Origin of the sequence: Veillonella agrestimuris (assembly GCF_943193065.1) — a bacterium.
Classification (GTDB): Bacteria; Bacillota; Negativicutes; order Veillonellales; family Veillonellaceae; genus Veillonella; species Veillonella agrestimuris.
Map to the genome: position 1 here is coordinate 1 of NZ_CALPCS010000019.1, position 15,717 is coordinate 15,717.

The window sequence follows — 15,717 nt, forward strand, 5'->3', positions numbered from 1 at the left end:
ACCAACCACATAAGTGATTGGTGCCAAACAAATGATTAGGGATAAGCACCCCAACATTTGACAGAGAGCCCTTTTTTTGTTTAATTACGATATGTATATATAGCGTAACTATTACATATAGAGCCAATTAGCAATAGTAGTAATTAAGAATGCATTAGTAAAGTCGATTAAGAATGCACCTACTAGAGATACTACGAGCCATGCACGAGGGGATGGACCGTGTTTACCAGCAAGGGATAACATATTAACCAATGCATTTGGTGTAGCACCTAAGCCGAAGCCGATACCACCAGCACCGAGCATAACTGCATCGTAATTGCGACCAAACAGCAAGAAGATTAGATATGCAAAAATAACGATACCAATCATTTGTGCGGATAGAATCGCAATTAGTGGCAATGCTAAGTCAATAAGCTGAACCAGTTTTAAGCTATTGATGGCCATGGTAACGAAAATCGCAAGGGATACATTAGATACTGCATCAAGGGCTGCATCGTTGATTTTATATTTTTTTGAAAAATCTCCATAGTTACGAATACATGCAGCAACAATCATTGCACCAATATAGGCTGGTAATGGCGTTAAAATAGATAACCCATAACTTACGATTGTACCGATACCTAAAGCTAAGCCAATCCACATACAAACTGTAAGAAGTTGTTGACCATTAAATACTTTTCCACCTGCTTCAACACGATCTTCAATTACTTGGATATCTGTGTCATCCATAGTTTCTGGATCCTCATAAGGCGTTTTTACCTTATGCATTTTAATAATGCGTTCTCCTACAGGTGCACCTAAGATTGTACCTGCAACCATACCGAATGTAGCAGCTGCAACGGCTGCTGTAGCAGTACCAGGAATGCCTAGCAATTGTTCAAAGTGTGGCCCGAAAGCTCCGGCTGTACCAAGACCACCCATCATAGAAACAGAACCAGCCATAATGCCTAAAATTGGCTCTACCCCTAATGCTGTTGCAATACTAATGCCAATAGCATTTTGTACTACAATCCATGCTGTACAAAGTAGGAAGAAGAAGAAAATGAAAATGCCGCCTTTTTTCAGTACTTTCAATGATGCCATGAGACCGATTGTAGTAAAGAAGGTGAGCATTAAAAATTGTTGTAATGACGAATCAAAAGAAATGTTCAAAATTTTATAATACGATAAAATTGCAGTTAAAAATGCAAACGGTAAAGCACCAACGGCTGGTGCAGGCATACATAGGCGCCGCAGTATAGCGGAATGTTTATTAATCCACATACCGATGAAGAGCGTAATAACTGCAAGGCCTACAGTTTGAATCATGGACAACTTTAATGTCCATACATCATTGACTAACTTTAGGTCGATGAGTCCCATAGAATCACTCCTTTTAAATAAATACAATAATTTACTCCATTGTAACATGAATGAATGTATAAATACTATAGAATTTATTATGTATACACATTCCGTATAACTAATATATTCTATGAACATATTTAAAAATCCTTTATGGATTAATCTTTTTTATGATTTTATAGAAATTAATGATAAAAATAAAGGCTAGGAATATTAGACATTAGTCATGTATAGGTTTCATTATAAACGGAGGTGTATAGATTAACCAATAGAAAAAAGCTCCTAGGAGGTTCTTCTATTGAAAGGGAGATTGGTATATTTAATTCTATCTAATTCTATCTAATTTATAATGCGGAAATTTTATAAATCGTTATGTAATTTGGGAGCGTGTAAAAATGTTACGTCAGGATTTCGTTCTTGTACCCAACCCATTTGCCATTCATTAGAAATGAGTACAACAGTTCTGTCTCGATTATCTTTTACAACCATAGCGTTATCTAACCCCTTTAAAGTAGACGTGTCTACGTCACCATCAATCCAACGAGCTACACTATACGGTAAAGTGGTGTTTAATAAATCGACACCATATTCATTTTTCAAACGATATTCTAGAACTTCAAATTGGAGCATACCAACAGCGCCTACTACGAAGGAATCTAGAGCGCCAGGTTGTTCAAAAATCTGAACAGCCCCTTCTTGGGCTAGTTGTGTCATACCTTTTAAAAATTGCTTCCGTTTCATTGTATCTTTTGGCGATACGCGGGCGAAAAATTCTGGTGGGAATACAGGGAAGTCACCAAATGTAACTTTATGTTTAGGTGCGCATAATGTGTCGCCTACGCCCATTGTACCAGCATCGAAGACACCGATAATATCACCAGGATAGGCGTCCTCTACAATCGTACGTTCAGTAGCTAAAAATTGCTGTGGTTGAGAAAGGCGAATGGTTTTATTGGATTGTCTATGTAATACAGACATGCCTTTCTCAAATTTACCAGAACAGATGCGCATAAATACGATACGATCGTGATGATTAGGGTCCATATTAGCTTGAATCTTGAAGACAAGGGCTGTAAAATCTTCACTGGTAGGCTGAACAATTTCCTCCAAGGCTTGTCGTGGAGCAGGGAAAGGGGCTAATTCTAAGAATTTTTCTAAGAATGGCTTTACCCCGAAGTTAGTCATAGCAGAACCGAAGAACATCGGAGTCAATTCGCCGGCTTGTACGTTGTCAAAGTCAAATGGATCGCCTGCTACATCGAGTAACTCGATATCATCTAATAAGGCTTGGTACACATCGTCGCCGAGAAGTTCTTTCATTCTAGGATCGTTAAGATGACCTTTTTCAGAGGCTAATTTTTCTTGGCCGTGAGTCGTATCTTTTTCAAAGAGTTCAATAGTTTCTTGTTCTCTATCATATACGCCAAGATACTCACCATTAATACCGATAGGCCAATTCATAGGGCACGTGCGAATGCCGAGAACGTTTTCGATTTCTTCCATCAAGTCAAAAGGACTGCGGCCGAAGTGGTCGATTTTATTGACGAAGGTAAAGATAGGAATGCCTCGTTCTTTAGAAACGGCAAACAATTTTTTGGTTTGTGCCTCTACACCTTTAGCTACGTCGATGAGCATCACTGCACTGTCCGCAGCCATTAAAGTGCGGTACGTATCTTCAGAGAAGTCTTGGTGACCAGGGGTGTCGAGAATATTAACGCGGCAACCATCGTAGTCAAATTGCAATACAGAACTGGTTACAGAAATACCACGTTGTTTTTCGATTTCCATCCAGTCAGAAACTGCATGTTTTGCTGTTTTTCTAGATTTTACAGAACCTGCTAAGTGGATGGCACCACCGTAAAGTAATAGTTTTTCCGTTAATGTTGTTTTACCCGCGTCGGGGTGAGATATGATTGCAAACGTACGACGACGTTGTACTTCTTCTAAAAATGTCATGATTCCACCTCTATTAGTTTCGTAGATTCTATGAACCTACATTGTAGTTATATCTTTTCGATTATAACCTATTTTAGTGGTTATGACTATTGATTTATAGTATAATAAGGTTTCATTAATGATTACCTATGATGTGAAAGTAGAAGAAAGGAGTACCATGCGTTTATTTATAGCTGAAAAGCCTTCCATGGCGCGAGAAATTAGTAAGTGCTTACCAGAAAATAAGAATATACAAAAGCGCAATGGCTACTTCATTCAAGGTGACGACGTTGTGACTTGGGTTGTAGGTCATGTATTGCATCAGGCTGAACCAGGGGATTATGATGAAAAGTATATTCGCTGGCGTCCCCAAGACTTACCTATCGTTCCGAAAGAATGGAAATTGCTTGTCACTGATAGTAGTCGTCAACAATTTGAAACGGTAAAAGAGTTGATTGGTAAAGCTGATATTATTGTTAACGCCGGTGACCCCGATCGGGAAGGGCAGCTCCTCGTCGATGAAGTATTGCATTTTGTAGGCAATACGAAGCCCGTGCAACGGATTTTGTTAAATGCTTTAGATGAAAAATCAATTTACAGTGCCTTAGATGATTTGCGAGACAATAACGACTTCTATAATTTATATCAGTCTGCATTGGCGAGAGCTCGTGCAGATTGGCTGATTGGGATGAACTTATCCCGTGCGTATACTTTGTCTGAACGATATAAAGGAAATAAAGTGACCCTTCCTATTGGGCGTGTAAAAACACCTACTTTGGCTTTAGTGGTACGACGGGAACGGGAGTTAGAATCATTTAAACCTGTCGATTACTTTACTGTGAAAGTTCAATACGAACATCCTAATGGTTTATTTTGGGCCACTTGGCAGCCTAATGATGAACAGCCAGGGCTTGATTCGGATGGACGATTGACTAATAAAGACGTAGCGGAAAAAATGGTGGAACGATTTAAATCGACTCCGCAAGGGATGATTAAAACCGTCACGAAGTCTAAAAAGAAAGACCTACAACGATTGCCGCTTTCACTATCATCGTTACAAGTATTGGCAGGGAAGGCTTATTCCTATGATCCACAACGAGTGCTGGAAATTGCGCAAAAGTTATATGAACGAAAACTGACTACCTATCCGCGGTCTGATTGTGAATATTTACCGCCTAACCAATATGGGGATAGAGTTGTCATTTTGCAGAATTTGAGTCGCTCCAAGGATGCTAAATTAGAACAATGGGCAGAAGAAGCTGATCAAAGTATTACATCACGAGCTTGGAATGAAAAGAAAATTACTGCTCACCATGCTATTATTCCTACCACTGTATATTGCGATGTGTCTACTTTATCAGAAGGAGAGCGAAATATTTATTTCCTCGTAAGCCAAGCTTATATTGCTCAGTTCTATGGGGAGCATGTATATGAGCAAACGAAGATCGTCGTTGAACAGGAACAAGAAGAATTAGTCGCTAATGGCCGCGTTGTCATTGAAGAGGGCTGGAAAGCTTTATATAAGCGGCAAAAATCGAATGGTACAGGCAAGACCACAGACGATGATGTAGACTTAACTGATGAAAGCGGCGCTGAATCCGTTAAAGGGAAAGAGGCCATAGAAGAGGCAGATCATTTGCCTGCGGTGAAAAAGAATGATGGTGTGGTGTATATGGACTCTTCCATGGAAGCGAAACAAACAAAGCCACCATCTCGCTTTACACCATCCACTTTGTTGCAAGCTATGAAGGAAATTCATAAGTTTGTAAAGAACGAAGACTTAAAAAAACAATTGAAAGCTGTTTCTGGCATTGGGACGGAAGCAACGAGAGCAAATATTATTGATGAATTGATTTCTCGAGGCTTTATGAAGACTTCAGGGAAGAAACAAGTATTGTCACCTACTGATACGGGATATTTATTGGTAGATGCTTTACCAGAAGAGTTACTCTATCCCGATGAGACAGCTATTTGGGAAGAACGATTGTCTTTAATGAGTGAAGGCGAAGATACATTAGACTCCTTCTTGTCGGATCAAGTTCGATTTTTACAGCATCTTATCGATAAGTTGCAATTTAACTCTCTCGGCAATAGGGATCAAATGATGCCTAATATAGTGCGTACTGTAACAGCACAAAAAGGGAAAAGTCCATTACAATCGTTAGATCCAAAAATAGTTGAGTCCTTACGTACTTGTCCGCAATGCGGAAAAGGTAAACTTTTGGAGAAGAGCGGAAAATTTGGTGATTTTTATGGCTGTAGTGAATTCCCTAACTGTCGTTATACGGAGCGAAAAGAAGAATCTAGTAGTTCTAGGGTGGATAATTTAGAAGTAACTTCGAAAGAGTATAAATGTCCTCGCTGTGAACCGGGCTATTTTGTCAAACAAGAACAACGGGGCCGTACAATTTGGGTATGTAGCAATCGATCGCAATGTAGAACACAATGTGCTGATATCGATGGTGTACCGAGTTTGTATAAGCAATAAAAAAGACTATCCTAAGGATAGTCTTTTTCTTTGATAAGTTAAGTAAGGCCTGTTTATTTACGTCTGCCTCGACGACCGCCGCTTTGGGAGTTAGAAGCCCGTCGTTGTCGACTGTTAGCCCCTTTGTGTCCACGTGCTTTGTGGGCTTTGGCTTTTGTCGATTGGTAGGTGCTCGTAATAGTCGGCTTATTAGACGTCTTACCTTTTTTAGGTGCTACCGTAGCATTGCCTTTCGTTTTGATTTGTCCGTCTTTCGTATATTTTGTTAATGTCGCTTGGATAGCCCGTTCGATACGGCGCAACCAAGCTTCGTCTGCTGGTGTGGCAAAAGTTACAGCTACGCCAGAGTTGCCAGCTCGACCAGTACGGCCAATGCGGTGAATGTAATAATCTACATCGCGAGGTACGTCGTAGTTGTAGACGTGAGTAATACCTTCAATATCGATACCGCGTGCTGCAATATCAGTAGCTACGAGAATTTGCGTTTTAGCTTTCGCAAATTCTCGCAAAATTTGTGTTCGTCTACCTTGCGTTAAATCGCCATGCATTTCTGCAAGATTAAGGCCTGCTGCGGTAAGTTCGTAAGATAAACGGATAGCACCTTCTCGTTTATTACAGAATACGATAGCTAGAAATGGGTCGTCTTCTCTAATCATTTCGATGAGTCGCGGTGTTTTATCTTCGGGATTCATCATGTAGACTCGTTGGTCGATAGCTTCAAGGGTAATATGTTTTCCTTCTGCCGTAACGGATACAGGTTTTGACATATAGGATTTGGCTAGATTTCTAATTTTATCTGGTATAGTGGCAGAGAATAGGAGTAACTGACGATTAGCATTTGTTTCGCTAATGAGCTTTTCAATATCTGGCAAGAATCCCATGTGTAGCATTTGATCTGCTTCGTCTAGTACGACACGGCGGATTGTATTGAGATGTAAAGATCCTCGTTTAGCATGGTCTAAGAGTCGGCCAGGTGTACCTAAGATGACATGCGGTCTACGCCCTAATTGTTGTAACTGGGCTTCTATTGTTTTACCGCCAATGAGCGGTAGTACATCTACATCTAATACCGCAGCCAGTGTTTTGGCTTCATCTGCGATTTGTTTTATTAATTCTCGTGTAGGTGCAATGATGAGTACTTGTTCTTGATGTACATCTGTATGTACTCGTTGCAATATAGGTAAAAGGAAGGCTAATGTTTTGCCTGTTCCTGTTTGTGCTTTAGCGATCACATCGTTTCCTTTGAAAGCAACAGGAATCGCTTGTTCTTGAATCGGTGTAGGTTCTTTAATACCTTGTTTCTGTAATGCAGTGATAAGCTCGTCAGAAATACCTAACGTTTTAAATGATTTCATAAGTCGTCCTTTCTATTACTAGTATGTTAATTATACCTTGTATAGAAGATGGATTCAAATAGACTAGGAGAATTATTGGGGCTCTTATTTTTTAGATTGTGTGTGCTAGAAAATTTTATGGTTAGAGTTATGTATAAAATTTTGAGAAAAAATAGCAATAAATAAAAATGAATATTAATAAATATTATCTATTAATGATGGTATTTAAAGATTAAAATGTATTATATTGTATTGTTCTTTTAAGGATAATGCAGTTGAAAATATAGAAAAATATAGATATTTTGTATCAAAAATAAAAGAAAATAAAATACATAAAATGATAATATTTATTGAAAAGAAAGGCAAAAGTGGTATAATGAAAATAAATCTTAATTAACCTTTCTTTTTTAGTTGGGTATAGTTAGTAGGCGTTTAGGAGGTGTAGTATGGCTGTTAAAAAATTGAAAGATATGGCAGTGGGTGAGTCTGGAACGATAGTTACATTACATGGCAGTGGCAATGTTAAACATCGTCTCATCGATATGGGTCTTGTACAAGGTACGAAAATTCAAGTCGTGAAATTTGCCCCCCTTGGAGATCCAGTGGAAATCAAAGTAAAAAACTTTGCCTTAGCTCTTCGCGTTAGCGAGGCTGGAATGATTGATGTAGACGTTGAATAGGAGGCCCTCATGGCAGAGAATGGACAAATTCATATTGCCTTAGCCGGTAATCCAAACTGTGGTAAGACTACCATTTTTAATAATATTACTGGTGCAAAGCAACACGTTGGGAACTATCCAGGTGTAACGGTAGAGAAAAAAGAAGGTATTACTAAATTTAATGGTCAAGACTTGTTATTTATTGACTTGCCTGGTACCTATAGTTTGACTGCTCGTTCTTTAGATGAATTAGTAGCTCGTAATGTTATTATTAACGACCATCCAGATGTAATCGTTAATGTATTGGATGCGTCTAATTTGGAGCGAAATTTATATTTAGCAGCTCAATTGATTGAATTAGAGCAACCTCTTATTATTGCCCTCAATATGTCTGACGTAGCAGACGAAATGGGCTTTACATATAATACAGATATATTATCCCGAAGAACGGGTGCTAAAGTAGTGACTACAGTGGGCCGTAATAATATTGGGACTGACGCATTGCTAGAAACTACAGTAGCTGTTGCAGCGGAACAAAAAGCGCCAAATATAACAATTCCTTATGGCGATATATTAGAACCTAAAATCGCAGAATTACAAAGTGCTATTGAAGCGGCTAGTCCTATTCCGTACCCGCATCGTTGGGTAGCGATTAAGCTTCTGGAAAAAGATGCTGATGTAGTGGGGAAGATGATGCGCCTTGATAATATGGAGGCTGTATTAGAGAAAGCGAACTTGATTCGAGAAGAATTAAAAGATCAAGTTGATTTAGATGTAGTATTCCAAGAATATCGTCATCGTTTTGCAGTAGAGCTATTTAATGATATTACAGTAACCTATCCGAGCGATAACGAAACGCGTTCTGACCGATATGATAAAATTTTAACCCATCGTATTTGGGGCTTACCAATTTTCTTATTTGTTATGTGGTTATTATTCAACTTCGTTAATACCGTAGGGGCTATTCCGCAAGGTTGGATCGAAGATGGCTTTGCAGCATTACAAGAATGGGTAGTAACAGTCATTCCAGAAGGTCAATTACAATCTCTTGTTTCTGACGGCATTATTGCCGGTGTAGGTGCCGTATTATCCTTCTTACCATTAATTCTATTATTATTCCTTGGTATTTCTTTCTTAGAAGATACGGGATACATGGCACGGGCCGCTTTCGTTATTGACCGAGTGATGCGGGCTTGTGGTTTACATGGTAAATCATTTATTCCACTATTGCTTGGTTTCGGTTGTTCTGTACCATCTATTATGGGGGCGCGTATTCTCGATAACTATAAAGATCGACTCGTTACGATTTTGATTACCCCATTTATGAGCTGTTCTGCTCGATTACCAGTGTATACTTTGATTGCAGGGGCTTTCTTTGAGCCTGAAATTGCTGGTACTGTAGTATTTGCTTTCTATGCAGCTGGTATTGTTTTTGGCATTATTTTTGCAAAAATGTTTCGAAAATTCTTATTCTCTGGCGAAGCGGAACCATTTGTTATGGAATTACCGCCATACCATATGCCGACGTTGAAAGCTACGTTCATGCATATGTATGAACGAGCGATTTTGTACATTAAAAAAGCGGGTACTTTCATTTTAGCTGCGTCTATTTTGATTTGGTTTATCACTGTATATCCAATGGATGTAGAGTATTCCAAAGATTACGATCAATTACATGCTGAATTAGAGCAGGCATATCAAATTAAAGATGATGCGGTGTTACAACAATTTGGTCTTACTACAGATGAACAAAAAGAAGCGGTTACTGCTGTAGTAGAAGAAATGAAAGCAACTGTTGAAGAAGCTACAGTTGCGGCGGAAGAAGCGGAAGAAGATGCACCTGAAATTGCTGTTGAAGATGATTCTGAAATTCCAGAACTGTTCGCTGATATTAAAGCTAATAATGAACAAGTATTCCCAGCAGCATGGGGAATTTATAAAAATAGCGTTCGTATGGATGAAGAAAGTGGTGTACTCGATGAAGAACAAGCTTCTGAAAAATTGGAACAATCTTATGCGGCGCAATTTGGTAAAGCTATCAACCCTATTTTAGAGCCATTAGGCTTTGATTGGAAAATTGGCGTATCCTTAGTAGCAGGCTTAGCTGCTAAAGAAGTAGTAGTGTCTACATTAGGTACTATCTATGCTGTTGGTGGTGATACAGATAACCCAGCGCCTTTGACAGAGTATTTACAAAATGATCCTAATTTTACACCATTGATTGCATTAACATTGATGCTATTTGTGCTGATTTACCCACCTTGTATTGCAGCTTTAGCAGTTGTTAAACGAGAAACTGGTTCTTGGAAATGGGTAGTTTTTATGTTCTTCTATGAAAATGCTTTCGCTTGGATTGCATGTTTTATTTTCTACAATATAGGTCGTGCATTAGGATATTAACTACTACTGATTAGAGCGCTAGAAACACCAATTTCATGCATATACAATCTCTATACATAGAAGGATTGCTATTTAGTTATAACTATTAGAAAATTAATACTTGATAATTATCAATATTCGTGGTTAAATGATAATGAGAAAAGAGGAACCCCTTAAAAGACTTTCTTTTCAGTGTTTATCATTCAATGTTGAGTGGATATTGAGAAAGAAGGGCTATTATGGACAATCTAATTATAGGACTCATAGTTGTATTAGCATTAGCGTATATTGGCTTTAAAATTTACTCTCAAGTATCTGGCAAGGGTGGCTGCGGATGTAGTAGCTCTTCTAGTGAAAGTAAAAAATCGAGTAATTGCGAAGGGTGCAGTTGTGATGGAACCAATAAAGCGCTCGGTATTAAGCGTGTTGATCATTAATGTATGAAGATATATTGATGAAGAACGTATTAGTGTTTACAAAAGAGGAGTCTCTGTAAGGGGTTCCTCTTTAATTTACTGCTTATGTTATATAAGAAAGGAACATTACAATGTTTAACTTTGATCAAAAAAATCTTAAAAATGCTAATCTTTTTGCAGCAGGTCTCGCACTTGGTACAGTAGGTTTAAAAATTTTAACATCTAAAGATGCTAAAAAAGTATATGCTAATATCGTAGCTGCTGGGCTTCGTGCAAAAGAAACTGTATTGGAAACAGCTGAAAAAGTGCAAGCATCTGCATCCGATGTATTAGCAGAAGCACAAGAAATCAACGAAGCTCGTAACGAAGAAATTTTTGAAGATAATAAATAATAAAGGATGAGCGCAATGTTACAATTTTCTGTAGTACGAAAACTCAGAAATCGATTACATATAAAAATTAGTGGTCATCGCTTTACAGAGGCAGAGGCAGCTTTTATAGAAGATACATTATTGCGTAATCCTGCTATTTTAGATGTTACTTTTTATACTCGTAGCAGCCAAGTTGCTATAAAACACGATGGCAATGAAATAGAGGTGCGCGATGCTGTTCTTGGATTGCGTCAGTTAGATTTATCTGAAGCTCCTGCTTTGACAGAATATTCTCCTCGTCTTGTAAATAAAAAATATCGAGAAATGATGCTCAATAAAACAGCTATCTATCTAGGAAAACGAGCTGTTTTGCCAGCTCCTATTGCAGCTGCTTGGGCGTGGTTTGATGGTATAAAATTTATTGGTAAAGCTATTAAAACATTATGGCAACGCAAGTTGACTGTAGAAGTGCTTGATGGTGTAGCTATCGGTGCTGCTCTTTTGCAAAAAGACTACCCTACAGCAGGCGCAGTTATGTATTTATTAGGTATAGGCGATATTCTTGAAGAATGGACGCATCGAAAATCAGTATTGAACTTAGCTCAAAGTATGTCTTTGAATGTGGATAAAGTATGGGTTCTTGTTGATGATATAGAAGTGAGTAAACCTGTTAATGAAGTCGTAGCAGGCGATAAAATCGTCATTCGCCAAGGTGAAGTCATTCCTCTTGATGGCGTTGTTATTGATGGTGTTGTTCTCGTTAACGAAAGCTCTATGACTGGTGAACCAGAAGCGGTGCGCCGCGACAAAGATACGTCTGTCTATGCTGGTACTGTTGTAGAAGACGGCCGAGCAATCGTAGAAGTACATAGCACATCTAAATCGTCTCGTTATGAAAAAATCGTTAATCTCATTGAAGAGTCTGAACAAATGAAATCGGGCATGGAGCAACAAGCCTATCGCATGGCCGATAAATTAGTGCCAATTAGTTTTATTGGTGCTGGGTTGACTTATTTGTTGACTCGGAACGTAATGAAAGCATTATCTTTTGTTATGGTTGACTTCTCCTGTGCTTTGAAATTGTCTATTCCATTAGCTGTATTGTCAGCTATGCAAGAAGCATCAAAACGCGGCATCACTGTTAAAGGTGGTAAGTTCTTAGAACAAATCGCTCAAGCAGACATGATTGTTTTTGATAAAACAGGTACATTGACAAAAGCAGAGCCAGAATTTGAACAAATCATTCCATTCAATGGTCAAGATCCAGATGAAATGTTGAAATTAGCAGCTTGCTTAGAAGAACATTTCCCTCATTCTATGGCTAAAGCTGTTGTGAGAGCTGCCAAAGACCATGCATTGCCACATAAGGAAATGCATTCTGATGTAGAATATGTAGTGGCTCACGGCATTGCGTCTAAAGTGGGACGTTATCGTGTACGCATTGGTAGCGCACATTTTATCTTTGACGATGAAAAAACTAAAATTCCTGCAGGGGAACAAGAGAAGTTCGATAATTTGCCGAATACATCTTCCCACTTGTACTTAGCTATTGGTGGTACATTGGCAGCTGTATTATGCATTAAAGATCCTGTGCGAGAAGAGGCAAAACAAGTTATTGAAGATTTGCACAATTTAGGTATTAAAAAAGTCGTTATGATGACAGGTGACTCGAAACGTAATGCAGAACGAGTAGCTCATGAAATTGGTATCGATGAAGTACATGCCGAAGTATTGCCTGAAGATAAGGCGGCTTATGTAAAACAAGCGAAAGAGCAAGGCTATACAGTCATGATGGTAGGCGATGGGATTAATGATTCACCGGCTATTTCTGAAGCACACGTAGGTATTGCGATGAACGAAGGTGCGCCAATTGCACAAAAAATTGCTAATGTAACGATTTCATCTGATAATTTGCAATCTTTAGTAGATTTACGAAGAATTTCTTTAGCTCTTATGAAACGCATTAAATTTAATTACAATGGTATCGTTGGTTTTAACGGTGCCCTTGTAGGCGGCGGTGTATTAGGTCTTATGCCACCAAATCAAACAGCATGGCTTCATAACTTGTTTACACTAGGCATTGGACTTGAAAGTATGACGCCTTTGCTTTCTGAAAAGGATGTGCCTGTGATAGATAACAAAACAGCTGATATTACACTAGAAACGATAGTGGCGTAATTATTTATCATTTATTTAAGATATATAGAAACCTCCTGCAGATGTTCTGTAGGAGGTTTTCTTTTGTAGATATACTCTTTTATTTGGCATTTATCTAGATGTAGTGTACAATAGCAAGAGATTATTATCATAGGAGTATATATATGAATACCTTATTAGATATTTGCAAACGATCTATATTCATGAATATATTTATTGTCATGATTCCCCTAATTTCCTATATGATTCACAATGGATCTAGTGCTACTGTTGCGTTAGTCTGGTACTTTTTGCTGTCCTTAGTGATTCCTTGGGCCTATTTGTCTTTCAAAACGAGTGTCTTTGGAACGCAATCGTATAGAATTAACCGATGGCTCTTTGTTCTCGCATGGGGACTAGTGCATGTTGTAACTTATCAATTTATCTTTTTAGGATTAGATTTATCTGGTATTTGGGAATTGCCAACTTTTGGACGAGACGTCGTTTTTTTAGTAGGTATGTATAGCCAAGTTACATTAATGCTTATAGTGGCATTTTTAGGTACTCGATTGATTGGAGGAGGCCATGAATAAAACATTTATTGTTTTTACTTTAGTGACTGCCCTTTTTGTGAGTGCTGTTACAACTGTATTAGGACAAAGCCATTTAGCATCACCGGCCTTTGTATTTCCAGTATTATCGATTGTTGTGCCTATATTGTTGCAGAGAACGAAGCAATTTAAGGATGACTTGCAATTGCCTCTGAAATATCAATGGTATAGCTGGTTAATCGTCAATGTATTCATTCATTTCTCTAATGCGTTGTCTTTTTTTGCAGAAAATCAATTGCTCATATTATTGATTCTCTTTAGCGCTTATTTCTTAGTTCAAGTGTTGATCGAATTATTGGCGCTTTTATTATCTGTCTTTTTTGCTAGAGAGAGACGGTATGGGATTATCGATGAAGCTTTAGATATGTGTGTCTATATTTTACCGATACCATTTATTTATTTAGGATCCATATTGTATATTGATTTACAACATTCTCCATTTCTGTTTGTCTACGCTCGCGCCATTGAAATGAACATTGTGATAGCTGAGTTCTTATTATTTATACTGGCTATGCTAGTTTTTGCTTTGTATTTATATCCTCGTAATGGAGTCAAGAAGTTACCTAGATTTATTAGAATTTTGGGAACTGCTGCTATATGGATTGCTATGAATGCGCATATATTATATGGTGGATATATACCAGACTTTGTGAAAGCTCTAGTACCTACAGTGATTCCGACATATCAAGCGAATCCATTGGTGTATATTACGCCAAGCATTATTGAAGCTTGTTTTATCATTGCTTCTGTAGTTATCGGATATGGCCTTGAAGTGGGGGTTACAAAAGGTGTTGCAAAATCTAAATCTTAATTGTATATTGATGTCATGTATATGCAATTATGTTGTATAGTATGTATCATATGTCATAATTTCGACTCATATCCATAGTGAATGAGAACGAAGGAGGATATCAATGAAAGAACGTGTACAGGATGGTAACCAAATGGTATCAAACCAAAATGCAAGGCGCGACCAACGAGAGAAGGGGCGGAAAGTATCAACTATGAACGGGAGTTTTAAATTAAGAGAATTAACGATTATCGGACTATTGGCGGGGATTACATTAGCCTTAGGATTTAGTGGAAATGGAATTATCCCATTAGGACCGCTCAATGTAACGACATTACATGTACCAGCACTCATTGGCGCCTTAGTAGAAGGCCCTAAAGTCGGTGCTTTTGTAGGCCTTATATTCGGGTGTTACAGTTTGTGGCAAAATATTACAGCCCCTAATATTTTGTCGCCTTTGTTCTATAATCCTCTTATTTCTGTATTGCCACGCATCTTATTCCCAATATTGGCATGGTTAATCTACAAAGCTTTGTGGAAAGTATCACAAGGGCCTAAACTAATTATTGCATCCTTTCTAGGAACTGCACTTCATACGATTATGGTGATGGGTTTAATTTTCTTGCTCTATGCCGATATGTTTGGGGACTTAATGAAATTGTCTACAGATCAAATTGTAGGGACTATTGTATTTTTAGGTGTCACTCATGGCATTCCAGAAGCCATTTTCGCTGGCGTCATTGTTACGCCTGTAGTATTAGCCTTGCGGAAAGTACTAGGGAAGGATAAGCCAAAGAAACAAGACGCTACACCTGTAACAGGAGATAATAAAGTAGTGAACGAAACGAAAGAAACATATGCCATTATTGATGAAGAATAATGTTTGATTGTTTGGCACTGTATTGGATGGCTTTATAGGCGGATGTGAAATGATTGTAAATTTTCCGAATCTTTCATAATCTGTTTTACATTATTTTATAAATTATGATAAAATGTATACTATATAGTAAGTACTGAGGAGGACTATCATGGCTAAACGTATTCGTACAATTAATACTGAATCTTTACAAAAAACTGCTAAAACTGGTGGTTGTGGCGAATGCCAAACATCTTGCCAATCTGCATGTAAAACTAGCTGCACAGTAGGCAACCAAGTTTGCAAACAAAAATAATAAGGATAAAAAAGGCTCTCTGTCAAATGTTGGGGTGCTTATCCCTAATCATTTGTTTGGCACCAATCACTTATGTGGTTGG

13 protein-coding genes are annotated in these 15,717 nt (G+C 38.1%); 10 read left to right on the forward strand and 3 right to left on the reverse strand.

Annotated features, from left to right (window positions below; translation table 11 throughout):
- Positions 1–111: 111 nt before the first annotated feature.
- Complete coding sequence (locus tag NFR29_RS07940) at positions 112–1,362, reverse strand: sodium/glutamate symporter (protein WP_251425394.1); 1,251 nt, start codon at positions 1,360–1,362, stop codon at positions 112–114.
- A 342-nt stretch (positions 1,363–1,704) separates the two neighbouring features.
- Entirely contained in the window at positions 1,705–3,300 is a 1,596-nt protein-coding gene (locus NFR29_RS07945) for a peptide chain release factor 3 (protein ID WP_251425397.1), read from the reverse strand.
- 157 nt (positions 3,301–3,457) lie between these two features.
- Here NFR29_RS07945 and NFR29_RS07950 point away from each other — a divergent pair, with 157 nt between their 5' ends.
- Positions 3,458–5,767: a DNA topoisomerase 3 gene (locus NFR29_RS07950; RefSeq protein WP_251425399.1), complete on the forward strand. Its 2,310-nt coding sequence runs from the start codon at positions 3,458–3,460 to the stop codon at positions 5,765–5,767.
- 53 nt (positions 5,768–5,820) lie between these two features.
- Here the strand turns inward: NFR29_RS07950 and NFR29_RS07955 are convergent, their stop codons facing one another.
- Entirely contained in the window at positions 5,821–7,122 is a 1,302-nt protein-coding gene (locus NFR29_RS07955) for a DEAD/DEAH box helicase (RefSeq protein WP_251425402.1), read from the reverse strand.
- Between the two features lie 425 nt (positions 7,123–7,547).
- On the opposite strand from NFR29_RS07955, the gene NFR29_RS07960 reads away from it, so the two are divergent.
- The 9 genes from NFR29_RS07960 (at position 7,548) to scfA (ending at position 15,635) form a co-directional block, all read left to right on the forward strand.
- Entirely contained in the window at positions 7,548–7,781 is a 234-nt protein-coding gene (locus NFR29_RS07960; RefSeq protein ID WP_251425405.1) for a FeoA family protein, read from the forward strand.
- Between the two features lie 9 nt (positions 7,782–7,790).
- Positions 7,791–10,160 carry a ferrous iron transport protein B gene (feoB, locus tag NFR29_RS07965; protein WP_251425407.1) on the forward strand — a complete coding sequence of 790 codons (2,370 nt, stop codon included), beginning with the start codon at positions 7,791–7,793 and terminating at the stop codon, positions 10,158–10,160.
- Positions 10,161–10,378: 218 nt separating this feature from the next.
- The gene (locus NFR29_RS07970; protein ID WP_251425410.1) at positions 10,379–10,576 is read left to right on the forward strand and encodes a FeoB-associated Cys-rich membrane protein; all 198 of its coding nucleotides are present in this window, start codon (positions 10,379–10,381) and stop codon (positions 10,574–10,576) included.
- A 110-nt stretch (positions 10,577–10,686) separates the two neighbouring features.
- Complete coding sequence (locus NFR29_RS07975) at positions 10,687–10,947, forward strand: DUF6110 family protein (RefSeq protein WP_251425413.1); 261 nt, start codon at positions 10,687–10,689, stop codon at positions 10,945–10,947.
- A gap of 15 nt (positions 10,948–10,962) precedes the next feature.
- Positions 10,963–13,104: a heavy metal translocating P-type ATPase gene (locus NFR29_RS07980; RefSeq protein WP_251425416.1), complete on the forward strand. Its 2,142-nt coding sequence runs from the start codon at positions 10,963–10,965 to the stop codon at positions 13,102–13,104.
- A gap of 143 nt (positions 13,105–13,247) precedes the next feature.
- On the forward strand, positions 13,248–13,655 hold the full coding sequence (locus NFR29_RS07985; RefSeq protein ID WP_251425419.1) for a hypothetical protein: 408 nt from the start codon (positions 13,248–13,250) through the stop codon (positions 13,653–13,655).
- Positions 13,648–14,484 carry a hypothetical protein gene (locus NFR29_RS07990; protein ID WP_251425423.1) on the forward strand — a complete coding sequence of 279 codons (837 nt, stop codon included), beginning with the start codon at positions 13,648–13,650 and terminating at the stop codon, positions 14,482–14,484. The genes NFR29_RS07985 and NFR29_RS07990 overlap by 8 nt, the downstream gene beginning before the upstream one ends.
- 103 nt (positions 14,485–14,587) lie before the next feature.
- Positions 14,588–15,343, forward strand: a complete 756-nt coding sequence (locus NFR29_RS07995; protein WP_251425427.1) for an ECF transporter S component — start codon at positions 14,588–14,590, stop codon at positions 15,341–15,343.
- A gap of 148 nt (positions 15,344–15,491) precedes the next feature.
- Positions 15,492–15,635 (forward strand): six-cysteine ranthipeptide SCIFF, encoded by a 144-nt coding sequence (gene scfA, locus NFR29_RS08000; protein ID WP_004693318.1) that lies wholly within the window; start codon positions 15,492–15,494, stop codon positions 15,633–15,635.
- Positions 15,636–15,717 lie beyond the last annotated feature (82 nt).

Bases quoted from the DNA above. Each gene is read 5' to 3' on its own strand.
- NFR29_RS07940 (WP_251425394.1), bottom strand. From the start codon at position 1,362: ATGGGACTCATCGACCTAAAGTTAGTCAATGATGTATGGACATTAAAG.
- NFR29_RS07945 (WP_251425397.1), bottom strand. From the start codon at position 3,300: ATGACATTTTTAGAAGAAGTACAACGTCGTCGTACGTTTGCAATCATA.
- NFR29_RS07950 (WP_251425399.1), top strand. From the start codon at position 3,458: ATGCGTTTATTTATAGCTGAAAAGCCTTCCATGGCGCGAGAAATTAGT.
- NFR29_RS07955 (WP_251425402.1), bottom strand. From the start codon at position 7,122: ATGAAATCATTTAAAACGTTAGGTATTTCTGACGAGCTTATCACTGCA.
- NFR29_RS07960 (WP_251425405.1), top strand. From the start codon at position 7,548: ATGGCTGTTAAAAAATTGAAAGATATGGCAGTGGGTGAGTCTGGAACG.
- feoB (WP_251425407.1), top strand. From the start codon at position 7,791: ATGGCAGAGAATGGACAAATTCATATTGCCTTAGCCGGTAATCCAAAC.
- NFR29_RS07970 (WP_251425410.1), top strand. From the start codon at position 10,379: ATGGACAATCTAATTATAGGACTCATAGTTGTATTAGCATTAGCGTAT.
- NFR29_RS07975 (WP_251425413.1), top strand. From the start codon at position 10,687: ATGTTTAACTTTGATCAAAAAAATCTTAAAAATGCTAATCTTTTTGCA.
- NFR29_RS07980 (WP_251425416.1), top strand. From the start codon at position 10,963: ATGTTACAATTTTCTGTAGTACGAAAACTCAGAAATCGATTACATATA.
- NFR29_RS07985 (WP_251425419.1), top strand. From the start codon at position 13,248: ATGAATACCTTATTAGATATTTGCAAACGATCTATATTCATGAATATA.
- NFR29_RS07990 (WP_251425423.1), top strand. From the start codon at position 13,648: ATGAATAAAACATTTATTGTTTTTACTTTAGTGACTGCCCTTTTTGTG.
- NFR29_RS07995 (WP_251425427.1), top strand. From the start codon at position 14,588: ATGAAAGAACGTGTACAGGATGGTAACCAAATGGTATCAAACCAAAAT.
- scfA (WP_004693318.1), top strand. From the start codon at position 15,492: ATGGCTAAACGTATTCGTACAATTAATACTGAATCTTTACAAAAAACT.